The organism is Stenotrophomonas maltophilia group sp. Smal13, assembly GCF_030236855.1.
GTDB classification, from domain to species: domain Bacteria; phylum Pseudomonadota; class Gammaproteobacteria; order Xanthomonadales; family Xanthomonadaceae; genus Stenotrophomonas; species Stenotrophomonas maltophilia_A.
Map to the genome: position 1 here is coordinate 19,551 of NZ_JASJSQ010000020.1, position 25,484 is coordinate 45,034.

The 25,484-nt window shown below is 67.1% G+C and carries 23 protein-coding genes; 19 read left to right on the top strand and 4 right to left on the bottom strand.

Translation table 11 applies throughout. The features are described from left to right. The first annotated feature begins 1 nt into the window (after position 1). The 13 genes from uppS (at position 2) to QRO95_RS09325 (ending at position 17,093) form a co-directional block, all read left to right on the top strand. The gene (gene uppS / locus QRO95_RS09265) at positions 2 to 769 is read left to right on the top strand and encodes a polyprenyl diphosphate synthase (RefSeq protein WP_285302371.1); all 768 of its coding nucleotides are present in this window, start codon (positions 2 to 4) and stop codon (positions 767 to 769) included. Beyond that, positions 766 to 1,602, top strand: a complete 837-nt coding sequence (locus QRO95_RS09270) for a phosphatidate cytidylyltransferase (RefSeq protein WP_010486331.1) — start codon at positions 766 to 768, stop codon at positions 1,600 to 1,602. The genes uppS and QRO95_RS09270 overlap by 4 nt, the downstream gene beginning before the upstream one ends. A 2-nt stretch (positions 1,603 to 1,604) precedes the next feature. After that, positions 1,605 to 2,795 carry a 1-deoxy-D-xylulose-5-phosphate reductoisomerase gene (locus QRO95_RS09275; RefSeq protein WP_049399539.1) on the top strand — a complete coding sequence of 397 codons (1,191 nt, stop codon included), beginning with the start codon at positions 1,605 to 1,607 and terminating at the stop codon, positions 2,793 to 2,795. Positions 2,796 to 2,850: 55 nt separating this feature from the next. Beyond that, complete coding sequence (gene rseP / locus QRO95_RS09280; protein ID WP_032127946.1) at positions 2,851 to 4,209, top strand: RIP metalloprotease RseP; 1,359 nt, start codon at positions 2,851 to 2,853, stop codon at positions 4,207 to 4,209. 74 nt (positions 4,210 to 4,283) lie between these two features. Further along, positions 4,284 to 6,647, top strand: a complete 2,364-nt coding sequence (gene bamA, locus QRO95_RS09285) for an outer membrane protein assembly factor BamA (RefSeq protein WP_049436473.1) — start codon at positions 4,284 to 4,286, stop codon at positions 6,645 to 6,647. A 376-nt stretch (positions 6,648 to 7,023) separates the two neighbouring features. Further along, positions 7,024 to 8,046: a UDP-3-O-(3-hydroxymyristoyl)glucosamine N-acyltransferase gene (lpxD, locus tag QRO95_RS09290; RefSeq protein ID WP_285302373.1), complete on the top strand. Its 1,023-nt coding sequence runs from the start codon at positions 7,024 to 7,026 to the stop codon at positions 8,044 to 8,046. Next, complete coding sequence (fabZ, locus tag QRO95_RS09295; RefSeq protein WP_032128326.1) at positions 8,043 to 8,501, top strand: 3-hydroxyacyl-ACP dehydratase FabZ; 459 nt, start codon at positions 8,043 to 8,045, stop codon at positions 8,499 to 8,501. Before lpxD ends, fabZ begins: the two co-directional genes overlap by 4 nt. A gap of 16 nt (positions 8,502 to 8,517) precedes the next feature. Beyond that, on the top strand, positions 8,518 to 9,309 hold the full coding sequence (lpxA, locus tag QRO95_RS09300) for an acyl-ACP--UDP-N-acetylglucosamine O-acyltransferase (protein ID WP_032128327.1): 792 nt from the start codon (positions 8,518 to 8,520) through the stop codon (positions 9,307 to 9,309). A gap of 53 nt (positions 9,310 to 9,362) precedes the next feature. Further along, positions 9,363 to 10,565 (top strand): lipid-A-disaccharide synthase, encoded by a 1,203-nt coding sequence (lpxB, locus tag QRO95_RS09305; protein WP_100437555.1) that lies wholly within the window; start codon positions 9,363 to 9,365, stop codon positions 10,563 to 10,565. Beyond that, positions 10,562 to 11,227, top strand: a complete 666-nt coding sequence (locus QRO95_RS09310; RefSeq protein WP_197610386.1) for a ribonuclease HII — start codon at positions 10,562 to 10,564, stop codon at positions 11,225 to 11,227. The genes lpxB and QRO95_RS09310 overlap by 4 nt, the downstream gene beginning before the upstream one ends. A 268-nt stretch (positions 11,228 to 11,495) precedes the next feature. Further along, entirely contained in the window at positions 11,496 to 15,086 is a 3,591-nt protein-coding gene (gene dnaE, locus QRO95_RS09315) for a DNA polymerase III subunit alpha (RefSeq protein WP_125893833.1), read from the top strand. Between the two features lie 64 nt (positions 15,087 to 15,150). After that, positions 15,151 to 16,020: a hypothetical protein gene (locus QRO95_RS09320; RefSeq protein ID WP_285302374.1), complete on the top strand. Its 870-nt coding sequence runs from the start codon at positions 15,151 to 15,153 to the stop codon at positions 16,018 to 16,020. Between the two features lie 113 nt (positions 16,021 to 16,133). Then, positions 16,134 to 17,093 (top strand): acetyl-CoA carboxylase carboxyltransferase subunit alpha, encoded by a 960-nt coding sequence (locus tag QRO95_RS09325; RefSeq protein WP_285302375.1) that lies wholly within the window; start codon positions 16,134 to 16,136, stop codon positions 17,091 to 17,093. 313 nt (positions 17,094 to 17,406) lie between these two features. Here the strand turns inward: QRO95_RS09325 and QRO95_RS09330 are convergent, their stop codons facing one another. Beyond that, positions 17,407 to 17,862 (bottom strand): CopD family protein, encoded by a 456-nt coding sequence (locus QRO95_RS09330; protein WP_032128333.1) that lies wholly within the window; start codon positions 17,860 to 17,862, stop codon positions 17,407 to 17,409. 149 nt (positions 17,863 to 18,011) lie between these two features. Here QRO95_RS09330 and QRO95_RS09335 point away from each other — a divergent pair, with 149 nt between their 5' ends. Both QRO95_RS09335 and QRO95_RS09340 read left to right on the top strand, forming a co-directional pair. Further along, on the top strand, positions 18,012 to 18,602 hold the full coding sequence (locus tag QRO95_RS09335; RefSeq protein ID WP_049399560.1) for a class I SAM-dependent methyltransferase: 591 nt from the start codon (positions 18,012 to 18,014) through the stop codon (positions 18,600 to 18,602). A gap of 93 nt (positions 18,603 to 18,695) precedes the next feature. Beyond that, positions 18,696 to 20,003: a polyhydroxyalkanoate depolymerase gene (locus QRO95_RS09340; RefSeq protein ID WP_197655704.1), complete on the top strand. Its 1,308-nt coding sequence runs from the start codon at positions 18,696 to 18,698 to the stop codon at positions 20,001 to 20,003. Positions 20,004 to 20,202: 199 nt separating this feature from the next. Here the strand turns inward: QRO95_RS09340 and QRO95_RS09345 are convergent, their stop codons facing one another. Together QRO95_RS09345 and QRO95_RS09350 are read right to left on the bottom strand one after the other, a co-directional pair. Beyond that, complete coding sequence (locus QRO95_RS09345) at positions 20,203 to 21,192, bottom strand: sensor domain-containing protein (protein WP_285302378.1); 990 nt, start codon at positions 21,190 to 21,192, stop codon at positions 20,203 to 20,205. Then, positions 21,189 to 21,554 (bottom strand): PadR family transcriptional regulator, encoded by a 366-nt coding sequence (locus tag QRO95_RS09350; RefSeq protein ID WP_032128337.1) that lies wholly within the window; start codon positions 21,552 to 21,554, stop codon positions 21,189 to 21,191. The genes QRO95_RS09345 and QRO95_RS09350 overlap by 4 nt, the downstream gene beginning before the upstream one ends. A 136-nt stretch (positions 21,555 to 21,690) precedes the next feature. On the opposite strand from QRO95_RS09350, the gene QRO95_RS09355 reads away from it, so the two are divergent. Together QRO95_RS09355 and QRO95_RS09360 are read left to right on the top strand one after the other, a co-directional pair. Beyond that, positions 21,691 to 22,593 carry a peptidylprolyl isomerase gene (locus QRO95_RS09355; RefSeq protein WP_285302380.1) on the top strand — a complete coding sequence of 301 codons (903 nt, stop codon included), beginning with the start codon at positions 21,691 to 21,693 and terminating at the stop codon, positions 22,591 to 22,593. 285 nt (positions 22,594 to 22,878) lie between these two features. Continuing rightward, positions 22,879 to 23,127 carry a hypothetical protein gene (locus QRO95_RS09360; protein WP_285302382.1) on the top strand — a complete coding sequence of 83 codons (249 nt, stop codon included), beginning with the start codon at positions 22,879 to 22,881 and terminating at the stop codon, positions 23,125 to 23,127. Positions 23,128 to 23,166: 39 nt separating this feature from the next. Here the strand turns inward: QRO95_RS09360 and QRO95_RS09365 are convergent, their stop codons facing one another. Beyond that, positions 23,167 to 24,039, bottom strand: a complete 873-nt coding sequence (locus QRO95_RS09365; RefSeq protein ID WP_032128339.1) for a DMT family transporter — start codon at positions 24,037 to 24,039, stop codon at positions 23,167 to 23,169. A 115-nt stretch (positions 24,040 to 24,154) separates the two neighbouring features. On the opposite strand from QRO95_RS09365, the gene QRO95_RS09370 reads away from it, so the two are divergent. Both QRO95_RS09370 and QRO95_RS09375 read left to right on the top strand, forming a co-directional pair. Next, a complete protein-coding gene (locus tag QRO95_RS09370) occupies positions 24,155 to 25,099 on the top strand; it encodes a LysR substrate-binding domain-containing protein (protein ID WP_285302385.1) in 945 nt (314 codons plus the stop codon). Positions 25,100 to 25,167: 68 nt separating this feature from the next. Then, positions 25,168 to 25,461: a hypothetical protein gene (locus QRO95_RS09375; protein WP_005415831.1), complete on the top strand. Its 294-nt coding sequence runs from the start codon at positions 25,168 to 25,170 to the stop codon at positions 25,459 to 25,461. Positions 25,462 to 25,484 lie beyond the last annotated feature (23 nt).

Here is a 25,484-nt window from a genome sequence, read left to right on the forward strand (position 1 = left end):
GATGCCTTCAGTCCCGCCTCCGTTGCCGGCCGCCCTGCCCCGCCACATTGCCATCATCATGGATGGCAATGGACGCTGGGCACAGCAGCGCCGTCGTCCGCGCGTGATCGGCCACCGGGCCGGCGCGCGTGCGGTCAACCGCACCATCGAGCGCTGCCTTGAGCTGGGCATTCCGGCGCTGACCCTGTTCGCGTTTTCCAGCGAGAACTGGGGCCGGCCGCAGGAAGAAGTCGATGCGTTGATGAAGCTGTTCCTCGGCGCGCTCGACCGCGAAGTGGACGAGCTGCATCGGCGTGGCGTGCGCGTGCGCTTCATCGGCGAGCGCGAACGCTTCGGTGCCGGGCTGGTCAGCCGCATGCAGCTGGCCGAGCAGCGCACCGCAGACAACACCACCCTGACCCTGTCGATCGCCGCCAGCTACGGTGGCCGCCAGGACATCGCCCGTGCCGCGCGCGCGCTGGCCGCTGAAGTCGCCGCCGGCCGCCTGCTGCCCGAACAGATCGACGAATCGCTGCTGGGCGGCCAGGTCGCCCTGGCCGACCTGCCGCCACCGGACCTGTTCATCCGCACCGGTGGCGACACCCGCATCAGCAACTTCCTGCTGTGGCAGCTGGCGTACACCGAGCTGTGGTTCACCGAGGCACTGTGGCCAGACTTCGATCCCGCCCTGCTGCAGCAGGCGCTGGACGCCTACGGCAGCCGTGAGCGTCGTTTCGGCCTGACCAGCGCCCAGATCGCCGCACTGGCCACCGAGACTTCCAGCCCATGACCAAGACCCGAGTCCTTGCCGCGCTGATCATGGCGCCGGTCGCCATTGCCGCGATCCTGCTGCTGCCGACCCAATGGCTGGCAGCGGCGGCCGCTGCGGTGCTGCTGATCGGCCTGTGGGAGTGGCTGAAGCTGGCCGGCATCGAAGACACCCTGGCGCGCACCGTGCTGCTGGTACTGAACCTGCTGCTGATGGTGCTGCTGGTGTGGGCCGATGGCAGCACGCTGGTGCTGTTCCAGATCACCACATTGGCCGGTGTTGCCTGGTGGCTGGCGGCGCTGGTCTGGCTGCGCTTCTTCAATTTCGGCGCGCAGCCGTCGGCACCCTCGCGCATCGTGAAGATGCTGGCCGGTACGCTGGCCATCGTTCCGGCCTGGGCCGCGCTGGTGCTGATCCATGCCGGCGGCGATCCGCCGGGCAAGCAGGGCCACCTGTGGCTGCTGGCTGCGCTGGCACTGGTCTGGGCGGCCGATTCGGGCGCCTATTTCGCCGGCCGTCACTTCGGCAAGCACAAGCTGGCCCCGCGCATCAGCCCCAACAAGACCTGGGAAGGCCTGTTCGGCGGCCTGCTGGCCGGTGTCGCCGTGGCCGTCGGCCTGGGCTGGCTGGCCGGCATCGATACCGCACACCTGCCGGGCCTGCTGATCACTTCGGTGGTGGCCGTATTCGCCTCGGTGCTGGGTGATCTGTTCGAAAGCCTGATCAAGCGCCACGCGGGCGCCAAGGACTCGGGCCACCTGATTCCGGGCCATGGTGGCGTACTCGACCGTGTCGACGGCGTCCTGGCTGCAGTGCCGGTGTTCGCACTCGGCAAGGAAATCTTCGGGTTCTGACCATGAATGCTGTCGCAGACCTGCGCCGGGTCGCCGTATTCGGCGCCACCGGCTCGATCGGTGCCTCCACGCTGGACGTGATCGCCCGCCACCCGCAGCGCTACCAGGCCACCGTGCTGGCCGCCGGTCGTCAGGTGCAGGCGTTGCTGGCACTGTGCCGCCAGCACCGGCCCGCGCACGCGGTGATCGCCGACGAATCGCTGTTCGCTGAGCTGCGCGATGGCCTGCGCGATGCCGGACTGGCCACCGAGGCGCATGCCGGCCATGCCGCGCTGGACCAGCTGGCCGCCAGCGATGCCTGCGACACCGTGGTCGCCGCCATCGTCGGTGCGGCCGGGCTGTCTTCCACCCTGGCCGCCGCCGCCGCGGGCAAGCGCATCCTGCTGGCCAACAAGGAATCGCTGGTGCTGGCCGGTGAGCTGCTGACCCGCACCGCTGAACGCGCCGGCGCCGAGATCATCCCGATCGACAGCGAACACAGCGCGATCTTCCAGTGCCTGCGCTCGCGCGATGCCAGCGTGGATGGCGCCGGCGTGCGCCGGATCCTGCTGACCGCCTCCGGCGGCCCGTTCCGTGGCCGCAGCCGCGCCGAACTGGCCCAGGTCACCCCGGCCCAGGCCGTTGCCCACCCGAAGTGGTCGATGGGGCCGAAGATCTCGGTCGATTCGGCGACGTTGATGAACAAGGGCCTGGAAGTGATCGAGGCCCACCACCTGTTCGGCATCCCCGGTGAGCGCATCGAAGTGCTGGTGCACCCGCAAAGCCTGGTCCACTCGCTGGTCGAGTTCGTGGACGGCTCAACCCTGGCGCAGATGGGCCTGCCGGACATGCGCACCACACTGGCCGTTGGCCTGGGCTGGCCACAACGCATCGAATCGGGCGTATCCGGACTGGATCTGCTGGCCCAGGGCCGGCTCGATTTCGAGGCCCCGGACACCGACGCCTTCCCCTGCCTGGCCCTGGCCTGGCAGGCGATGCAGGCCGGCGGCACCGCCCCGGCGGTGCTGAACGCTGCCAATGAAGAGGCGGTTTCAGCGTTTCTTCAGGGCCGGATCGGTTTCCTGACCATCCCGGAGCTGGTTGCTAACGCTCTTTCAACACTGCCGACCCAGCCAGCCGATACACTGGAGGTCCTGTTGTCCGCCGACCAGCGGGCACGCCAGCTGACCCTGAACGCCATCGACGCCGCCTGAACGACCGCCTCGCCCAGCATGACGACGCCGCCCCTGCCCGCCACTGTGAGCCTGCATGACTGACTTCATCGGATCGGTCTGGTGGATGATTGTCAGCCTCGGGCTGCTGGTCACGTTCCACGAGTTCGGGCATTACTGGGTCGGGCGCCTGTGCGGGGTCAAGATCCTGCGCTTCTCGGTCGGCTTCGGCCGGCCGCTGTGGTCGCGCCGGGACAGGCACGGCACCGAGTTCGCCATCGCCGCCATCCCGCTGGGTGGCTATGTGAAGTTCCTGGACGAGCGCGAGGTCGAAGTGCACCCGCACGAGCGCGGCCAGGCCTTCAACCACAAGACCGTCTGGCAGCGCATCGCCATCGTCGCCGCCGGACCGATCGCCAACCTGCTGCTGTGCATCCTGCTGCTGTGGGCGATGTTCGTGATCGGCAAGCAGGATTATTCGCCGACCATCGGCCGTGTCAGCGGCATCGCCGCCAGCGCCGGCCTGACCAGCGGCGACCGCGTGCTGCGCGTGGACGAGCGCCCAGTGGTCACCCTCGGCGAGGCCAGCATGGCGCTGACCGCCGCCGCGATGGACCGCCGCGACGTGAAGCTGGAAGTGCTGGACCCGGCCGACCAGGTGCGCGTGCGCAGCCTGCCGCTGTCGCAGCTGCCCCCCGGCTTCGATGAACGGCGCGTGCCGATCCTGGCTGGCCTGTACTGGCAGTCGTGGCTGCAACCGGCGCTGGTCGAGTCGCTCACCGCGGACTCCGTGGTGGCCGGGCAGCTGCAGCCGGGCGATCTGATCGTAGCGATCGACGGCCAGCGCATCGACGGCGCCGACCAGGTCATCGGCGAGATCCAGACGCTGGGCCGCGCCGGCGGCCCGGGCATGATCGAGGTCCTGCGGGGCGGCGAGCGCCTGGCGCTGGAAGTCACCCCGCGCCAGGGCAAGGATTCAAAGGGCGAGCCGATCTGGCAGATCGGCGTGCAGTTCCCGACCTCGTTCAGCCCTCCCTACGACACCCTGCTGCGCTATGGCCCGCTCGACGCGGTCACCGTGGCCGTGCGCGAAACCGGCCGCCTGGCGGCCGATTCGCTGGGCATGATGGGCCGCATCGTCACCGGCAAAGCCTCGCTGCAGAACGTTTCCGGGCCCGTCACCATCGCCCGGGTAGCCAACATCTCGGCCAAACGCGGCCTGGACTGGTTCCTGCAGTTCCTTGCCCTGCTGTCACTCAGCCTGTGCATCATCAACCTGTTGCCGATCCCGATCTTGGACGGCGGCCACCTGCTGTATTACCTTATCGAGTTGGTCAAGGGCAGCCCGCTGAGCGAGCGTGCCATCGCCGCCGGCCAGTACATCGGCCTGGCGTTGCTGGCCGGGCTGATGGGGTTGGCGTTCTACAACGACATCCTCGGCCTGGTCCCGCGATGAACTTTTCCACGTTGTTGCCGTCTACAGCGTCGGCATCCCGCACCAATGAAATCGACCTTCCTACCGGACGTGACATGACGCGACTCCCCAATCGCCGCCTGCTGGCCCTCGCCCTCGCCGCCGTCACCGGCGCTCCCGCCCTGGCCCAGGCAGCCGAGCCCTTCACTGTCAGCGACATCCGCGTGGATGGCCTGCAGCGCATCAGCTCGGGCACGGTATTCACCTACCTGCCGGTGGAGCGTGGCGAGACGGTCACCGACAACAAGGTCGGCGAGACCATCCGCGCCCTGTACAAGACCGGCTTCTTCGAAGACGTGCAGCTGGACCGCCAGGGCAGCATCCTGGTGGTGACCGTCAAGGAACGCCCGGCGATCAACAAGCTGACCGTGACCGGCAACAAGGACATCAAGTCCGAGCAGCTGCTCAAGGGCCTGTCCGACATCGGCCTGACCGAGGGCGGCACCTTCGATCGCCTGAGCCTGGACCGCGTGACCCAGGAACTGCGCCGCCAGTACAACGACCGCGGCAAGTACAACGTCGAGATCACCCCGACGGTGAGCCCGCTGGACCGCAACCGCGTGGACATCGCGATCGCCATCAAGGAAGGCAAGGCGGCCAAGATCCGTCACGTCAACCTGGTCGGCACCGAGAAGTTCGAGAGCAAGGACATCCTGGAGACCTGGGAGTCCAAGGAGCACAACTGGGCATCGTGGTACCGCCGTGACGACCAGTACTCCAAGGAAAAGCTGTCCGGCGACTTGGAAAAGCTCAATTCCTGGTACCTCGACCGCGGCTATGTCGACTTCAGCATTGATTCGACCCAGGTGTCGATCAGCCCCGACAAGCGCGACATGTTCCTCACCGCCGGCGTGACCGAAGGTGCGCAGTACAAGATCTCCGAGATCAAGGTCAGCGGCGACACGATCCTTCCGCAGGAGGACGTCGAGCGCATGGTGATCCAGAAGTCCGGCGACACGTTCTCGCGTGCGCTGCTGGAATTCAGCTCGGACACCATCACCAACTCGCTGTCCAACATCGGCTACGCGTTCGCCAAGGTGAACCCGATCCCGACCACCAACCGCCCCGAGCAGACCGTGGCGATCAACATGCAGGTCGTGCCCGGCCCGCGCGTATCGGTGCGTCGCATCCTGTTCCGTGGCAACACGCGTACGTCCGACGAAGTGATGCGTCGCGAAATGCGCCAGTTCGAGAACAGCTGGTACTCGCAGGCCGCGATCGACCGCTCCAAGATCCGCCTGCAGCGCCTGGGCTACTTCGAGTCGGTGGACGTTGAAACCCCGGCCGTGAGCGGCAGCAACGACCAGGTCGACGTCGTCTACAACGTCAAGGAAACCACGTCCGGCAGCTTCGTGTTCGGCCTGGGCTACTCGCAGTCCTACGGCATGACCACCTCGGTGCAGCTGTCGCAGAACAACTTCCTCGGCGGCGGCAACCGCGTGTCGGTCGAAGCCTCGCGCAGCAGCTACCTGCAGCGCTACGGCTTCAGCTACACCAACCCGTACTTCACCGATGACGGCGTGTCGCTGGGCTACAACCTGTCCTGGCGCGAACTGGACTACTCCGACTTCAACACCGCGCAGTACAACAGCACCAATGGTTCGGCGCAGGTGGTGTTCGGCGTGCCGATCACCGAGACCGATACCGTCTCGCTGATGTTCGGCATCGACAGCAACCAGATCACCACCTACCAGGGCTCGACCCCGCAGTCGATCATCGACTACATCAACGCCGTCGGTAAGCGCACGTTCCATGCATGGCGCACCGAGCTGGGCTGGGCGCGCGACTCGCGCAACGACTACTTCATGCCGACCCGCGGTACCTACCAGCGCATCGGCCTGGAAACCACGCTGCCGGGTTCGACCATCGAGTACTACAAGCTGAACTACCAGATCAGCAAGTACTGGCCGATCATGCCGTCGCTGGTGATCAACACCCGTGCCGAAGTGGGCTACGGCGATGCCTATGGCAACGACTACACCCGCACGCTGACCAACCCGGACGGCACCACCCGTACGGTGACCGCCAGCGGCCTGCCGTTCTTCGAGAACTTCTACGCCGGCGGTACCAACTCGGTGCGCGGCTTCGAAGACAACACCCTCGGCCCGCGCGAAGTCACCAACGGCTACCCGGAAGGCCAGCCGCTGGGTGGTTCGCTGAAGACCGTCGGTTCGGTCGAAGCCTACTTCCCGCGCCTGTTCGACAGCCCGTCGGCACGCGTGTCCGCCTTCGTCGACTTCGGTAACGTCTACAACGGCACCAAGAACTTCAAGGCCAACGAACTGCGCGTGTCCACCGGTGTGGCCCTGCTGTGGCGCGCCCCGGTCGGCCCGATCTCGATCAGCTACGCCTTCCCGCTGAAGAAGGAAGACGATGACAAGATCGAACGTCTGCAATTCACGTTCGGTGGCCAGTTCTGAGGAACGTCGTTCCTCAGAACTGATCCACCTCCGGTGAATTGCCCGCGCATTTCACCTATCCCCCGCGCCGCTGGCGCGCCCCCCTTAACAAAGGGGGGCTCTCCACCAGACGGGATGCGAAGCGCCGGGCATTGCCCGGCGTTTTCGTTTTACTTGCTCGCCGCCGCCGTTACTTCCCGCGCTCGCGTGAAATCATCTGGTGATGGCGCAGGGGGCTGACCAGGACCGTTGGCGCCATGGATGGCGCCATCGAGCCCCCAGGGATGGGTTTACGGCGTGTCCTGGGCAGCCCCCTGCGCCATCACCCCGGGACATCAGGCAGGCGCCGCTTTTGACCCCGCATGACCGCAATGCCGTCACACGTTAAACTCCCGCCGTGAATACTCCCACCTACACCGCCCAGCAACTCGCCGAGCAGTTCGGCCTGCAGGTCCACGGCGACCCCGCCACCGCCATCCATGGCGTGGCCACCCTCGCCCATGCCGGTCCTGGCCAGCTGACCTTCCTCGCCAACCCGCGCTACCGCGCCCAGCTGGCCGACAGCCAGGCCTCGCTGGTAGTCCTGCGTGCCGACGACGCCGAGGCCGCCCCCGGCGCCGCGCTCGTGGCCAAGGACCCGTACACCACCTTCGCCAAGATCGCCGCGCTGTTCGACATCGCGCCGACGCGCCCGCCGGGCATCCACCCCAGCGCCGTCATCGATCCCAGCGCGCAGGTCGCCGCCAGCGCGCATATCGGCCCGTTCGTCTCCGTCGGCGCACGCAGCGTGGTCGGCGAAAACTGCATCATCGGCACCGGCAGCGTGATCGGCGAAGACTGCAGCCTGGACAACGGCTGCGAACTGATCGCGCGGGTCACCCTGGTCACCCGGGTCATGCTCGGCAAGCGGGTTCGTGTGCATCCCGGTGCCGTGCTCGGCGCCGATGGCTTCGGCCTGGCCATGGACGCCGGCAAGTGGATCAAGGTGCCGCAGCTCGGCGGCGTGCGCATCGGCGATGACTGCGAGATCGGCGCCAACACCTGCGTCGACCGTGGTGCGCTGGAAGACACCGTGCTGGACGAAGACGTGCGTCTGGACAACCTGGTGCAGATCGCGCACAACGTGCAGATCGGTGCGCACTCGGCCATCGCCGGCTGCACCGGCATCGCCGGCAGCGCCAAGATCGGCCGCTACTGCCTGCTCGGCGGCCACGTTGGCGTGGTCGGCCACCTCGAGATCTGCGACAAGGTCGTGATCACCGGCAAGTCGGTGGTCCGCAATTCCATCCATGAGCCGGGCGAGTACTCGTCCGGCACCCCGTTGACCGACAACCGCACGTGGCGCAAGAACGCCGCGCGCTTCAAGCAGCTGGACGCATTGGCTCGCCGCGTCCTGGCTGCTGGCAAGGAGAAAGAATGAACGACACGCTGCAGCTTCCGATCGACGTCTGCCAGATCCAGGAACTGCTCCCGCACCGCTACCCGTTCCTGCTGGTGGACCGGGTGCTTGAGCTCGACATCGACGCCAAGCGCATCCTTGCGCAGAAGAACGTCAGCATCAACGAGCCGTTCTTCCAGGGCCACTTCCCGGGCCGCCCGATCATGCCCGGCGTACTGATCATCGAAGCGCTGGCGCAGGCCGGTGGCGTGATGACCCAGCTCACGCTCGGCCGTGACTCGCAGTCCAAGCTGTTCTACATGGTCAAGGTGGAAAACGCCCGCTTCAACAAGCAGGTCGTTCCCGGCGACGTGCTGATGCTGGATGTGCAGATGAAGCGCCTGATCCGCAACATGGGCTGGTACTACGGCGAAGCCAAGGTCAACGGTGAAGTCGTTGCCTCGGCCGAAGTCATGTGCGCCGGCGCCAAGGGCTGATCCACTGGAGGCAGGAATGACTGACAACGCACCGCGGATCCACCCGACCGCCGTCATCGACCCGGCCGCGCGCCTGGCCGATGACGTCCAGGTGGGCGCGTTCACCCTGATCGGGGCCGATGTGGAAATCGGTGCCGGCACGGTGATCGGCCCCCACTGCAGCATCCACGGCCCGACGAAGATCGGCCGCGACAACCGCTTCATCGGCCACGCAGCCGTCGGTGGCGAACCCCAGGACAAGAAGTATGCAGGGGAGCGCACCGAGCTGGTGATCGGCGACCGCAATGTGTTCCGCGAGTTCGTCACGCTGAACCGTGGCACCGGCGGCGGCGGCGGCATCACCACCATCGGCGACGACAACTGGATGCTGGCCTACACGCACGTGGCGCATGACTGCCATGTCGGCAACTTCTGCGTGTTCTCCAACAACACCACCCTGGCCGGCCACGTGACCGTGGGTGACTACGTGATCATCAGCGGCTTCGCCGGGGCCCACCAGTTCTGCCGGATCGGCGCGCATGCCTTCCTCGGCATGGGCGCGCTGACCAATGGCGATGTTCCGCCGTTCACCATGGTCGGCACCGATTCGTTGGGCCGCCCGCGCGGCATCAACAGCGAAGGGCTGAAGCGCCGCGGCTTCGACGCCGAGCGCATTTCCGCCATCAAGCGTGCCTACCGCACGCTGTACGTGGCGGGCCTGCCACTGGCCGAAGCCAAGGTGCAGCTGACCGAACAGGCGCGCGACAGCGATGACGTGAAGGCCATGCTGGACTTCATCGAGCACGCCGAGAGGCCCTTGCTGCGATGAGCAGCACGACCGGCCAGGCGCCGGCCGGCGCCGCCGTGATTCCGCTGGCCTCGATGGCCGGCAGCGTCCCCGCGCAGCGGGTGCTCAGCGAGCGCCCGTTGCGGATCGCACTGGTGGCCGGTGAGGCCTCCGGTGATCTGCTGGGTGCGGGCCTGGTGCGCGAACTGAAGGCACGCTTTCCGAATGCCGAGTTCGCCGGCATCGGTGGCGATGCCATGCGCAGCGCCGGCTGCCTGACCTGGCACGATGCCAGCGAGCTGGCGGTGATGGGCCTGACCGAAGTACTGCGCCACCTGCCACGCCTGCTCAAACTGCGTTCCGCGTTTCGCCAGCGTGCACTGGAATGGCAGCCGGACGTGTTCATCGGCATCGACGCGCCCGACTTCAACCTGGGCATCGAACGCTGGCTGAAGCAGCGGGGCGTGCGCACCGTGCATTACGTGAGCCCCTCGGTCTGGGCCTGGCGCGAGAAGCGCGCCGAGAAGATCGGCAGCAGCGCCGACCTGGTGCTGTGCCTGTTCCCGATGGAACCCCCGATCTATGCCAAGCACGGCATCGACGCACGCTTCGTTGGCCATCCGATGGCCGATGACATCCCCCTGCAGGGCAACCGCGAGGAAGCGCGCGCCGCGCTTGGCCTGCCGACGTCGGCCAAGGTGCTGGCGGTGTTGCCAGGCAGCCGCCTGGGCGAAATCTCGCGCCTCGGTGAACCCTTCTTCGAAGCCGCCTGGCAGGTCTCCGAGCGCATCCCCGGCCTGCACGTGGTGGTGCCTGCCGCCAACCCCGCATGCAAGCGGCTGATCGAAGAGCAGCTGTCGCGCTCGGCGCTGCCGGTCGCGTACTCGCATGTGCTCGACGGCCAGGCGCGCAACGCCATGATCGCGGCCGACGTGGTGGTGCTGGCGTCCGGTACCGCGACCCTGGAGGCGATGCTGGTGAAGCGGCCGATGGTGGTCGGCTACCGTGTCAACGAGCTGACCTACCGTCTGGTCAAGGCATTCGGCCTGATCAAGGTCGACCGCTTCGCCCTGCCCAACATCCTGGCCGGCCAGGACCTGGCACCGGAGCTGATGCAGCATGACTGCACGCCGGACAAGCTGGCTGCGGCCATCCAGCAATGGTTCGACCACCCGCAGCGGGTGACCGACCTGCAGGACACCTATGCCCGCCTGCATGAGCGCCTGCGCCGCAATGCGTCGGCACGTGCCGCCGACGCCGTCGGCGAGCTGCTGATGCGCGACCAGGCCCAGGCATGAGCCGCCGCCATGCCGCAGCGGCCAGCCTGACCCTGTTCGATGGCGCGGCGGTGGTCGAGCCGGAGCGCCTGGTCGCCGGCGTCGACGAAGCCGGTCGTGGCCCGCTGGCCGGGCCGGTCGCGGTGGCGGCCGTGGTGTTCGACCCGGCACGGCCGCGCATCAACGGCCTGGACGATTCCAAGCAGCTGACCGCGGCGCGCCGCGAGCAGCTGCATGACCGCATCATCGAGCGCGCCCTGGCCTGGCATGTGGTGCTGGTGGACGTGGACACCATCGACCGTCTGAACATCTACCAGGCCACCCTGCAGGGCATGCGCGACGTGGTCGCAGCGGTCGCCCACGTGGCCGGCTTCGCGCGCATCGATGGCAACGTGGTGCCCAAGGGGCTGGTACTGCCGGCGCAGGCGCTGGTCGGCGGCGATGGCATCGACCGCGCGATCATGGCCGCCTCGATCCTGGCCAAGGTCTCGCGCGACCGCTACATGCAGGAGGTGCATGCCCGCCATCCGCAGTACGGCTTCGAGCAGCACAAGGGCTACGGCACCCCGGCCCACCTGGCCGCCCTGCGCGAGCACGGCCCCTGCGTGGAGCACCGGCGCAGCTTCGCCCCGGTGCGCGAGTGCCTGGACACCCCGCAGGCGACCACCATCGCGATCACCTGAACGGCTGCCGCAACCCTGCTGGGGAACAGTCCCCCTGAGTCAGGGGGACGCGCCAAGGGCGCGGGGGTGTGGAAGCATGGTGAGACGGGGCCCGCGGTTCGCCTGCGAACCGTGGGCAGCGAGAGCGCGAATGCGATATCGCGTGCCGTCAAGAGCTTGTCGCCTCCCCCTGCCCTCGCTACCCTGACCGGGCACTCCAGCGCTTCCCGACCCCGGCGACGATTCCTCCGTCGGCACCCGGGGCCCGCGCGCTCCAACCTGGTCCGGCATGTCCAACTCCCGCTTCGTACATCTCCACGTCCACACCGAGTTCTCGCTGGCGGACTCGACCATCCGCGTGCCGGCCAAGCCCGACCAGGCGGACCCGAAGAAGGCCAAGCAGGCCAATCTGCTGTCGCGCTCGGTCGAGCTCGGCCTGCCCGCGCTGGCGGTGACCGACCTCAACAACCTGTTCGCCCTGGTCAAGTTCTACAAGGCCGCCGAAGGCGTGGGCATCAAGCCGATCGCCGGCGCCGACGTGCTGATCGCCGAGGAAGGCCAGGACCCGTGGCGGATGACCCTGCTGTGCCGCGACCGTGAGGGCTACCTGAGCCTGTCGCGCCTGCTGACCCGCGCCTGGATGGAAGGCCATCGCCCGGAAGGCGGCGTGGCAATCCACCCGGACTGGCTGAAGGCCGGCAACGCCAACCTGTTCGCACTCGCTGGCCGGCAGAGCCTGGCCGGGCGCCTGGCGTTGGACGGCAAGCATGAACTGGCCGAGCAGCAGCTGGCCGACTGGCAACGCGTGTTCGGCGACGGCCTGCACCTGGAGCTGACCCGCACCGGCCGCGAGGGCGAAGAAACCTTCAACCAGTTCGCGCTGATGGCCGCAGGCCAGCGTGGCCTGCCGGTGGTGGCCAGCAACGACGTACGCTTCCTGTCGCCGACGGATTTCAGCGCGCACGAAGCGCGCGTATGCATTTCCACCGGCCGCGTGCTGGACGACCCCAAGCGCCCGCGCGAATACAGCGACCAGCAGTACCTGAAGTCGGCCGAGGAGATGTGCGCGCTGTTCGCCGACATCCCCGATGCGATCGACAACACGCTGGCGCTGGCCGAGCGCTGCAACATCGAGATGCGGCTGGGCACCTACTTCCTGCCCAACTACCCGGTGCCGGACGACGAGACCCTGGACACCTGGATCCAGAAGATGTCGCGCGATGGCCTGGAAGAGCGCCTGGAGAAGAATCCACTGGCGCCGGGCAAGACCCGCGAAGAGTATTTCGAGCGCCTGGAGTTCGAGCTCAACACCATCATCAAGATGGGCTTCCCGGGCTACTTCCTGATCGTGGCCGACTTCATCCAGTGGGGCAAGAACCAGGGCATTCCGATCGGCCCCGGCCGTGGTTCGGGTGCCGGTTCGCTGGTGGCCTGGGCGCTGAAGATCACCGATCTGGACCCGCTGCCGTACAACCTGCTGTTCGAGCGCTTCCTCAATCCGGAACGCGTGTCGATGCCCGACTTCGACATCGACTTCTGCATGGACCGCCGCGACGAGGTGATCGACTACGTTGCGCGCAAGTACGGGCGCGAGCGCGTCAGCCAGATCATCACCTACGGCACCATGGCCGCCAAGGCGGTGGTGCGCGACTCCGGCCGCGTGCTCGGTTTCCCGTACGGCCTGGTCGACGGTGTCTCCAAGCTGATCCCGAACATCCTCGGCATCCACCTGAAGGATGCGCTGGGCAAGGGCAAGGAAGGCCCGAGCTCGGAAATGGCGTCGGCCGAACTGATCCAGCGCTACGAGACCGAGGACGATGTCCGCGACCTGATCGATCTGGCGCTGCAGCTGGAAGACCTGACCCGCAACGCCGGCAAGCATGCCGGTGGCGTGGTGATCGGGCCGGAGCCGCTGAGCGAGTTCTGCCCGCTGTACGCCGAACACGACGAGAACGGCCTCGGCAAGAACCCGGTCACCCAGTTCGACAAGAACGACGTGGAAGAAGTGGGCCTGGTGAAGTTCGACTTCCTGGGCCTGCGCACGCTGACCATCATCGACTGGGCGGTGAAGGCGATCAACAAGCGCCATGAGCGCGCCGGCATCCCGCCGGTGGACATCGCCGCGATCCCGCTGGACGACACGCCCACCTACAAGGACATCTTCGCCAACGGCAACACCGGCGCGGTGTTCCAGTTCGAATCCTCGGGCATGCGCCGCCTGCTGAAGGACGCGCGCCCCGACCGTTTCGAAGACCTGATCGCGCTGGTGTCGCTGTACCGTCCCGGCCCGATGGACCTGATTCCCTCCTTCAACGCGCGTAAGCACGGCCAGGAAGAAATCATCTATCCCGATCCGCGCACCGAAGCGATCCTGAAGGACACCTACGGCATCATGGTGTACCAGGAGCAGGTGATGCAGATGGCGCAGATCGTCGGCGGCTACTCGCTGGGCGGCGCCGACCTGCTGCGCCGCGCGATGGGCAAGAAGGTGCCGGCCGAAATGGCCAAGCACCGCGAGATCTTCCGCGAAGGCGCGGCCAAGGACGGCGTGGACGAGGCCAAGGCCGACGCGATCTTCGACCTGATGGAGAAGTTCGCCGGCTACGGCTTCAACAAGTCGCACGCCGCTGCCTACGCGCTGGTCAGCTACCAGACCGCATGGCTGAAGCGCCATTACCCGGCCGAGTTCATGGCGGCCACGCTGTCCTCGGACCTGGACAACACCGAGAAGGTGGTCGGCTTCCTCGACGAGGTGCGCAACCTCGGCCTGACCGTGCTGCCGCCGAAGGTGAACCACTCGGCCTTCATGTTCGAAGCCGTCACCCCGGACACCATCCAGTACGGTCTGGGCGCGATCAAGGGCGTCGGCCAGGGTGCCTGCGAAGCGGTGGTGGACGAGCGCCTGAAGGGTGGCGACTACAAGGACCTGCTCGACTTCTGCACCCGCGTCGGCTCGGCCAAGCTCAACCGGCGCACGCTGGAAGCGATGATCAACTGCGGCGCACTGGATGAGCTCGGGCATAACCGCGCCTCGCTGATGCTGCAGCTGCCGGAAGTGATCAAGGCCACCGACCAGATGGCGCGCGAACGTGCGTCCGGGCAGAACTCGCTGTTCGGTGGCCCCGACCCGAGCGCGACCACGATCCAGCTGGATCTGCCTGAAGCCGAGGAATGGCCGCTGCTGCAGCGCCTCAATGGCGAGCGCGACACGCTGGGCTTCTACCTCAGCGGCCACCCGTTCGATCCCTGGCGCGACGATGTGCGCGACCTGGTCGGCAACGACCTGGGCTCGGTGGAGAAGATCTGGAGCGCCAACAGTGGCGGCGGCGGCGGCGGCGAGAAGCGCTGGCGCCCGGAAGTACAGACCGTGCTGGCCGGCCAGGTGGTCGGCGTGCGCCGCAAGGGCGAGAGCCAGATCTTCATCCAGCTCGAGGACGGCCGTGGCCGCGTCGAGTGCAGCGCGTTCTCCGACGCGATGGCCGAGTTCGGCCACCTGATGACCAAGGACCGCATCCTGGTGGTCAAGGGTGGCCTGCGCGAGGACGAATTCAACGGTGGCTTCGCGCTGCGCATCCGCCAGTGCTGGGACTTCGACGAAGTCTGCGCCAACTACGCCACCCGGCTCTCGCTGCGCCTGGACCTGCGCCAGCAGCGCCCGGTCTGGGAGCGCATCGACGCCCTGCTCGACCGCCATCGCCCCGGCCGCACGCCGCTGCGCCTGGACCTGCTGCTGAAGGGTCCGCAGGGCGGTGTCGCCGGCATGCTCGATGTGTCCGGGCAGAGCGCGGTACGCATCGATTCCAAGCTGATGGAGGCGCTGCGCGCCGACCCGGCCGTGCGCACCCTGAAGGTGCGCTACAGCCCGCCGTGGGCCAGCTGAAGCTGGCTCCCTGGTTTTGCTGAAACCCCTGCTTTCCCGTTCCATGTATCAAGGACGATTGCCGATGAAGACCCTGCTGTTCCCGTTCGCCGCCGCGCTGGCCCTGGCCGCCTGTTCGCCCTCGAAGGTCGAGTTCCAGATCGACAACCCGACCGACACGCCGCTGGCACTGAGCATCGATGGCAAGGACCTGCCGGTGGCCGCACAGGGCTCGCGCCCGATTTCGCTGGCCGTCGGCGAACATCGCCTGCACACCGAAAAGCTCGGCGACGTGCGCTTCATCGTCTACGTCGACGGTCGTGGCGGCCTGATCAATCCGACCCTCAGCGAGTACGTGATCGCCCGCGAGATCTATGTCACCGACGAGAGCAAGCTGAAGAACTTCGGCACCGGCAAGGCCGGCATCGAGCTGGGCGGCGTCGACTTCGAAGGCCCGTTCGAGAAGCGCCACGACCTGTTCATCGACAAGACCTGGACCTACGGCGTGCGCGAACCGTTCCCCAAGGAAAAGGTGGTCGCCCACGTCGACGCCAGCGGCGGCCAGATCGTGGCCAAGGTGTTCACCGCGCCGGACTTCATCGCTTACGTGGAAGAAGGCATGGGCGAGCCCGGTGCGTTCAAGCGCGAGCAGCCGGCCGGCTACGTGGCCCCGGCGTTCAGCCTGGAACCGGCCCCGGCCACCCTGCCGGCGCTGGTGCCGGCCTTCGAGGCGCATGCCGCGCCGCTGCGTGAGGTCTATGCGCGCTGGCTGAAGGCCACCACCGCCGATGAACAGAAGGCCCTGCGCAAGCAGGACTTCGCCGCGCAGATGGCCTTCACCTCGGCCACCGCCACCCTGGGCAGCGGGCTGGGCCGGGAGGCCAACGAGGCCTACAACGACTTCGTTTCCCAGCGCAGCCAGCTGATGGGCCGCAGCGCCCTGGTGGTGCCCTGAGCTGACTGGCGCCCCCTGCCCGGCTGCGCTACCGTCGCCTTCCAGACGAAGGCGTACGGGTGGTTTGCACGCATTCGGCTAGAATTCCCCTCTTCTTTACACGACGGCTTCCGATGAATCCGAACTACCTCGACTTCGAGCAACCCATCGCCGACCTGGAAGCCAAGATCCAGGAACTGCGCAACGCCAGTGCCGGGCCGGCGGTCAATGTCGAGGCGGAAGTGCACGCGCTGCAGGACAAGCTGCGCATGCGCACCGCGCAGATCTTCCGCAACCTGACCTCGTGGCAGGTGCTGCAGCTGGCCCGTCATCCGTCGCGCCCGTACACCGCGGACTACCTCCGCGTCATGTTCGATGAGTTCCAGGAGCTGGCCGGCGACCGTGCCTTCGCCGACGACAAGGCCATCATGGGCGGCCTGGCCCGCATCAACGGCCGTTCGGTGATGGTGATCGGCCACCAGAAGGGCCGCGACACCAAGGAAAAGATCAAGCGCAACTTCGGCATGCCCAAGCCGGAGGGCTACCGCAAGGCCCTGCGCCTGATGAAGATGGCCGAGCGCTTCGGCCTGCCGGTGCTGACCCTGATCGACACCGCCGGCGCCTGGCCGGGCATCGATGCCGAATCGCGTGGCCAGTCCGAAGCGATCGCACGCAACCTGATCGAGATGGCCGAACTGAAGGTGCCGATCATCTGCACCGTGATCGGTGAAGGTGGCTCCGGCGGCGCGCTGGCGCTGGGCGTGGGCGACCGCACCGTGATGCTGGAGTACTCGGTGTACTCGACCATCACCCCGGAAGGCTGCGCCTCGATCCTGTGGAAGGATGCCGGCAAGGCCAAGGATGCCGCCGAACAGCTGGGCCTGACCGCCCCGCGCCTGAAGAGCCTGGGCCTGGTCGACAAGGTCGTGCGCGAGCCGACCGGCGGCGCCCACCGCAACCCGACGCAGATGGCCAAGCGCCTGAAGGCGGTGCTGCTGAACGAGCTGGACGCGCTGGACAAGCTGTCCACCGAGCAGCTGCTGGAACAGCGCTACGCCCGCCTGCGCAGCTACGGCACGTACGAAGCGGCCTGATTCATCGGCTTGTTACTTTCTTGCTCGTGCAAGAAAGTAACCAAAGAACACGCCGCCGAACGCGAGCCGGTGCCGTGCACCGGTTCCCTGCGCTTCTCGGTGAATCAGGGGACGGCGCCGAACTCGCTGCGCTCAAACATCGGCGCCTCTTCGCCCCTGTTTCACCTGCGATGCTCGGCTCGCTCATGGCGGACCTGAACATCAAAAGCCACAGCTGCACCCAGTAGATCCACGCCACGCGTGGATGCCTCTGCTTTGGCGAAGAATCACGCGAACCCGTAGAGCCAAGCATGGCTCTACGGATAGCGGGATCTCAGAACGGCTTGGCCAGCACCAGCCACACGATCGGGATGAAGGCCAGCAGCGGGATCTCGTTGATCCAGCGCAGCGCGCGCGACGACGGCAGCGCCCTGCCCTTGGCCACGCCCTTGAGCAGGCGCCCGATCCAGCTGAAGTACACCAGCAGCAGCACCACCAGCCCCAGCTTGGCATGCAGCCAACCGGCACCGCCCGAGGCAACCATCGTCGGGAAATCCGGAATGACCTTGTAGCCCAGCCACAGCACCAGACCCAGCAGGAATGCCAGACCGAACATCGAGTGGCCGAAACGGTACAGGCGCAGGCCCATCAGCTGCAGGCGCTCGGTCACCGCCGGCTGGCCAGCGGTCTCGGCCAGGTTCACCAGGATGCGCGGCAGGTAGAACACCGTGGCCATCCACGCCACCACGAACACGATGTGGAAGGTCTTGACCCAGTAATAGCTCTGCATGCGCTCGCTCCGGTGGCTGGCGTAGGTTGGCGGCCATTCTCGCATGCCGTGGCAAGGCCGCCGCAGGCACGCACGCCGCGACACATCGACGCATGGCACGCCGCAACGCCGTACGATAAGCGCCGTTTTCCCCGATCGTGCACCGCCCCATGGACAAGACCTACGACGCCGCCTACTTCCAACGCTGGTACCGACGTGCCGACATCGGTGGCAGCGCCCGCCTGGCACGCAAGGTGGCATTGGCCGTGGCCAGCGCCGAGTACTACCTGGAACGGCCGATCCGCAGCGTGCTGGACATCGGATGTGGCGAAGGCGCCTGGCGCGCACCGCTGCTGAAGCTGCGTCCGAAGGTCGAATACCTCGGCTTCGACAGCAGCGAGTACGCTGTGCGCCGCTACGGCCGCACCCGCAACCTGCACCTGGCCCGCTTCGGTGATTTCGCCTGGCTGCGGCCCTGCGCCCCGGTCGACCTGCTGATCTGCTCGGACGTGATGCACTACGTGCCCGACCGTGAGCTGCGTGCCGGACTGGCCGGCGTGGCGGAGCTGACCGGCGGCGTGGCCTTCCTGGAGACCTTCGCCGCCGAGGACGCGTTCGAGGGCGACCACGAGGGTTTCCAGGCCCGCCCGGCGCGCTGGTACCGGCGGACGCTGGCCCGGCACGGTCTGCAGCCGGTAGGGTCGCATTGCTGGCTCGGCCCCGCTCTGGCAGGCGATACGGCCGCGCTGGAGCGGATGTGAATCCGGATTCATTATTTTCAGCCAACTTAACCTGCGGGACACCCGGATGGGATATGCTGCGCGGCAACATATGACCATACATATTCGGTCGTCATGCTCTATCAACTGCACGAACTGACCCGCAACCTGCTCGCCCCCTGGGTGCACCAGGCCCAGGCCAACGCCAGGTTCTTCGCCAACCAGGGCCACTGGTGGTCGCAGATGCCCGGCGCTGATCGCCTGGCGGCGGTCAATGAACTCTTCCATCGCATCGGCAAGGATTACGAGAAGCCCGAGTGGGGCATCAACGAAATCGACGTCGATGGCGAGCGCGTGCCGATCGTCGTGCACGAGGAAGTGAGCAAGCCGTTCTGCAAGCTGCTGCGCTTCAAGCGCCACAGCAATGAGGCCGACCAGCTGCACACGATGCTCAATCAGCCGTTCGTGCTGGTGGTGGCGCCGCTGTCCGGCCACCACGCCACGCTGCTGCGCGATACTGTACGCACGCTGCTGCGCGACCACCGCGTGTACGTCACCGACTGGGTGGACGCGCGCATGGTGCCGGCCAGCGAAGGCGAGTTCGGCCTGGACGACTACATCGCCTACATCCAGGAGTTCATCCGCCACCTCGGCGTGGAGCGCCTGCACGTGGTGAGTGTGTGCCAGCCGACCGTACCGGTGCTGGCCGCGGTTTCGCTGATGGCCAGCCGTGGCGAGCCGACGCCGCGCACGCTGGTGATGATGGGTGGCCCGATCGATGCACGCTGCAGCCCGACCGCAGTGAACAACCTGGCCACGCAGAACCCGCTGTCGTGGTTCGAGAACAACGTCATCCACACCGTGCCGGCCAGCTATCCCGGCGCCGGCCGTCGCGTGTACCCGGGCTTCCTGCAGCACGCCGGTTTCCTGTCGATGAACCCGAGCCGCCACTTCAGCTCGCACTGGGACTTCTACACCGACCTGGTCAAGGGCGACTTGGAAGACGCCGACGCGCACCGTCGTTTCTACGACGAGTACAACGCGGTGCTGGACATGCCGGCCAAGTACTACCTGGATACCATTTCCGTGGTGTTCCAGGACTTCCTGCTGCCGCGTGGCGAGTGGGTGGTCAACGGTGAGAAGGTCGATCCGTCGGCGATCCGCGACACCGCGCTGCTGAGCATCGAGGGTGAGCTGGACGACATCGCCGGCCTCGGCCAGACCGAAGCCGCGCAGGCGCTGTGCACCGGCATCGACGCTGGCCGCCGTGAGCATTTCATCGTCGAAGGTGCCGGCCACTACGGCATCTTCAGCGGCCGTCGCTGGCGCGAAGTCGTGTACCCGAAGGTGCGCGACTTCTTCGCCGCGCATGCCGAAGCACCGGCGGCGAAGGTCACGAAGAAGAAGAGCAACGTCACCCCGTTGCGGCGAAAGGCGGGGTAACTCGCCCAGGGTGGGTGCCGACCTTGGTCGGTACGCCCTGGTAGATGCCAACCTTGGTTGGCGCTCTACCCTGAATCCCGGTATCTGAAGGATTGTGCCAACCAAGGTTGGCACCTACCAAAGCGAATTCCGCCAAGCGCCCCTGCACTGATGGATCGTGCCAACCAAGGTTGGCACCTACCGGAGCGTCGGCACCCGCTTACAGCCGCACGAGCAGGTTCTTGGCGATCAGCCCGTGCAGTTTGCCGATGCCGCGTGCCAGGTGCATCGTCAGCAGCAGCAGCAGCGCGCCCGCCGCGGCAACCGCGATTGCCACCAGCGGCGAGGCCGCCATCGGCAGCACGTTCACGTCGTTGACGTACACGCCGGGGATGTCGCCACTGAAGATCGCCGCGACCGGCGCCCAGATCAGGCTCAGCGACAGCGACAGCAACGTCACCGCGATGGTGAAGTAGATGACGCCCAGCGGCAGCATCAGCACGAAGTACAGCAGGGTCAGCCAGGTGCGGCCGTCGGTGAACATGTCGCCGATGCGCTGCAGCCAGGTGCGGCTGCGGTCGGTGTAGCGCGGACGACGCGGCATGCGCTCGCCCAGCAGCGCTTCCACCAGTCGCCCTTCCAGCAGCGCCAGCCCGCGCACCGAACCGAAGAACAGCACGGTCAGCGGGATGCCGATGATCAGGATCAGCAGGCCCAGCGACAGCGACAGGCCGGTCACCACCCAGGTGAAGAAGAAGGTGCCAGTCGCCAGCGACAGCAACATGTAGAACAGCGCACCATAGGTATGCGGATCGGCCACCACGCCGAAGAAACGCGCCAGCAGCGAGCGCTGCACCGGCGTCGGCGGCGGCGCGGCAGGCTCCACGCCACTCGCTTGCGCGGCCGCACGCAGCATCGGCGCGGTATCCGCACGCGGTGAGCGCAACGCACGGTTCACCGTCACTTCGGTCTCGCGGTAGATCTCGGCCACTTCGTCCGGCGCGCCATAGCTGCCGGCGACGTCAGCGATCACCTCGGCCTCGCTGCGGCCGGGCTGCGCGGCCAACTCCGAACGCAGGTACTCCTCGGCGTCGTACAGCGCGTCCTGCACCATCGCCGGGTCGGCGCCTTCCAGCGCCGCGCGCAGCTGCGCCAGGTACTGCGGGATGGTCGTGGGCAGGGCTCGGCCTGCCAGGCTCGGGTCGTTCATTGTGGTACCCCCTCCAACACGGAATCGACGGAATCGCGTGTGGCCTGCCAGGCCTGGCGCCATTGCGCCAACACCTCGCGGCCACGTTCATTGATGCGGTAGTAGCGCCGCGGCGGCCCGCTGCTGGACGGCTCCACATGGCTTTCCAGCAGGCCGGCGCCCTCCAGATTGCGCAGCACCGGGTACAGCGCGCTCTGCTTGCCGCTCAGCACGCCCTCGCCCACCCGCTCCAGCTCCTTGGCGATCAGGTAGCCGTACAGCGGTTCGCCGGCCCGGGCCAGCACCGCCAGCAGGGCCAGCGACACGGTTCCGGCGCTGAGCTCCTTCTGGAACTTCTTCAGCTGGACATCGTCCTCGGACATGACCGGCCCTCCACTACGTTGAAGTCCACAGTAGTGCGAAGTTCGGTATAGCGAATGTGTCGTTAGTCACTCTGCCGGTTGGCGTGGCCGGGCCGCTCGCGCAGAATCGAAGCCTCGTTCATGTTCCGGGGTTCCCATGCCGCACCGCCGTCGCCTTGCCCTGACCGCCCTCGCCCTGTCCTGCCTGCTGCCCGCCCTGGCCAGTTCGGCCACGCCCTACCGCAGCCCGCAGCAGATTCTTGATGCTTCGGCGGCCAGCGACTGGCGCACGCCCGACCCCGCCAACCTGCTGTACATGGACCTGCCGGCCGGGCGGGTGATCATCGAACTGGCACCGCAGTTCGCTCCGCGCCATGTCGCCAACATCCAGACCTTCGCCCACGAGCACTTCTGGGACGGCACCAGCATCTACCGCTCGCAGGACAACTTCGTGGTGCAGTTCGGCGATGCCGACGCCGATGACGCCGCCAAGGCCAAGCCGTTCGGCAGCGCCGCGCGCAAGCTGCCGGCCGAGTTCGAACGTGCCAGTGCCGGCCTGAAGGTCAGCGTGCTGCCGGACCGCGATGGCTGGGCCGCGCAGACCGGTTTCGTCGACGGCTTCCCGGTCGGCCAGGACCCGCAGGCCGGCAAGGCCTGGCTGGCGCATTGCTACGGCATGCTCGGCGCTGGCCGCAGCAACGAGGAAGACAGCAGCATCGGTGCCGAACTGTACGTGGTGACCGGCCAGTCGCCGCGCCAGCTGGACCGCAACATCACCCTGGTCGGCCGCGTGCTGAAGGGCATGGAGCTGCTCAGCGCGACCCCGCGCGGCCCGGCGCCGATGGGCTTCTACACCGACCCGAAGCTGCGTACGCCGATCGTGTCGATCCGTCGTGCCAGCGACGTGCCGGCAGCCGAGCGCACGCCGATCCAGGTGCTGCGCACCGATTCGAAGACCTTCGCCGATACGGTGGAAGCGCGGCGGAATCGCGTGGATGATTTCTACAAGCGCCCGGCGGGGCATATCGATCTTTGCAATATTCCGGTACCGGTGAAGTAACGCCGTCGCAGGTTCTGCGCGTGGCGCGTGCTGAAGGTGCTTCATCGTTCATGGGCGTTACTTTTCTTTTCGCGCGAAAAGAAAAGTAACCAAAAGAAACGCGCCGCCAGGTCGCGAGCCGCCGTGCTTCGCACGCCGGTCCCCTGCGCTTCTCGGTGAATCAGGGGACGGCGCCGAACTCGCTGCGCTCAAACATCGGCGCCTCTTCGCCCCTGATTCCCCTGCGATGCTCGGCTCGCTCAAGGCGGACTGGAAGGTAAAGATCAACCGCAAAAGCATCCACGCATGGCGTGGATCTACTGGGTGCAGCTGTGGCCTTTGATCTGGATCCGCCTTGAGCGAGCCGAGCACCGCAGGTCCGGCGAGGGCGAAGAGGCGCGGGTGTCTGAGCGCAGCGAGTTCCCGCGCCGTCCCTCGACGGGCCGAGGAGCGCAGGGCACCGATGCGCAACGCGCATCGGCTCGTGACCGGCGGAACGTTTCTTTTGGTTACTTTTCTTTGCGTACAAAGAAAAGTAACGCCCATGAACAATGAAGCACCTTCAGCACGCGCCACGCGCAAAACGCCAACGCATCAGCCCTTCTGACTCACCGCCACACTACCCAGAATCAACGCACCCGCAATCAGCATCTGCAGCGTCACCGGCTCACCCAGGAACAACCACGCGAACGCCGCGCCGAACAGCGGAATCAGATAGGTCACGGTCGACGCACGCGACGGGCCGATACGGCCGATCAAACGATAGAACATCAGGAACGCCAGCCCGGTGCAGGCCACGCCAAGCGCGATCGCTGCGCCCCAGGCCTTGGCCGGAATCGCCGCCTGCGGCCAATGGCTGACCGCCATCGGCAGCATCCACAGCGAGGCACACGACAGCGTTGCCGCCGCCGCGGCCGCCGACGGCAGGCCGGTCATGTGCCGCTTCACCAGGTTCACGCCCAGGCCGTACAGCAACGAAGCCGCCGCACCGGCCAGCACCGCGGTGCCGATGCTCAGGCCGGAGACCTTGGCCGTGGCCAGCACCACCACGCCGGCGAAGCCGACCAGCAGCGCGCCCGCACGGCGCATGCCGATCTTCTCGCCGAAGAACAGGAAGGCGATCAGCGCGGCGAACAGCACGGTCATCGCATTGCAGATCGCACCGATCGCGGCCGGTGCCTGTTCGGCGGCATAGGCGAACAGCACGAACGGCAGCGCCGAGTTGATCAGGCCGATCGGTGCCAGCCACAGCCAGCGCCGCGGCGGGAACTGCGCGCGGGCGCGCCACAGGAACGGCAGCAGCACCAGCGCGCCCAGCACCAGCCGCACCTCGACCAGCGCGAACGGGCCGAACGACGGCACCGCCACCCGCATGAACAGGAACGAGCAGCCCCAGATGGCGCCCAGCAGGGTCAATTCCAGCGGCGTGCGCCAGTCGCGCTCGGCCGCCTGTGGGACCGCATTCATGCCCTGCCTCCGTCCATCGTCTGTTCCTCGCCAAGGCAGATAGGATCGAGCGCAGACGCCCGCCGCACAAGCGCGTAGTATCGCTGCCAGCCACAAATATGGTTTGAGGCTCGACATGCAGCTACGCCCTTCCCTGCTCCCCGCACTGGCCGTGTTCGCGGTCGCCGCGCGCCACCAGAACTTCGCCCAGGCCGCCCAGGAGCTGCACCTGACCGCCAGCGCGGTCAGCCACCATGTGCGCCGGCTGGAGGAGGTGCTGGAAACCCGGCTGTTCCTGCGCCACGCCCGCGGCGTGCGCCTGACTGCCGAGGGCCGGCAGCTGGCCGACGCCGCCAGCGCCGCCTTCTCCGATGTCGCGGCCGTCGCCCATCACCTGCAGCCGGATGCCGACAGCGTGCCGCTGCGGATCACCACGCTGCGCTCGCTGTCCTACTGCTGGCTGCTGCCACGGCTGCCACGCTTCACCCAGGCCTATCCGCACATCCGCATCGAACTGCACACGGGCAGCGGGCTGGATCGCTACGACGACAACGGCCCGGAAGTCGGCATCCGCTATGGCCTGGGCCAGTGGCCGGGCCTGCGTGCACAGCACCTGATGGATGACTACCTGTTCCCAGTGGCCTCGCCGGCGCTGGCCGGGGTTGAAACGCTGGTCGATCCGGCGCGCATCGCCGACCTGCCGCTGCTGACCGATCTGTCGCCGCAGGGCTGGCGTGACTGGTTCCGCCATGCCGGCGTGCGCCCACCCTCGCCACTGCCGCCGATGCACACCTTCGCCGACAGTACCGATGCGATGCGTGCCGCGGTGTACGGCATGGGCGCGGTGCTGGCACGTACCCACATCGCGCAGCCCTACCTGCAGCGCTACGAAGTGGTACGCCTGCCCGGCCCGGCACTGAAAGCGCGCTATGCGTATCACGTGGTGCACGCCGAAGGGCAACCGCCGAGCCACGCCGCGCGCCTGTTCATTGACTGGTTGCTGGAGCAGGCGCAGGACGAACGCACGCCGATTCCCGCGTTGCCGGAAAGCCTGCTCGGGCGCCCGGCCACACGCGCCTGACTGCGCCCTCACCCGTTCTTTGCTTCACGCTGGCTAGGCTGCAGGCAACCCCACACCGTATCGACGCCATGGCCATGCTGCGACTGCGCATCACCGGAACCGAAGACGACGCCCGTGCCATCAGCGACCTGCTGCTCGGCCTGGACGGCATCGAACATGTCGAGGAAACCGACGACCTGATGCCGCACATGGACGACGACGATTCCAGTTCGGCCGGGCTGTCCGATGACATCGGCCCGGGCATCCACGAACTGGAAGTGGAAGTCGGCAATGAAAGCACCGCGCAGAAGGTGCGCGATGCCGTGCAGGAACTGGCACTGGAGCTGGACGTGTTCGTCGAGTACGAGACCGACGAGGGCTGATGCCGGCGGGTTGCCGGCATCAA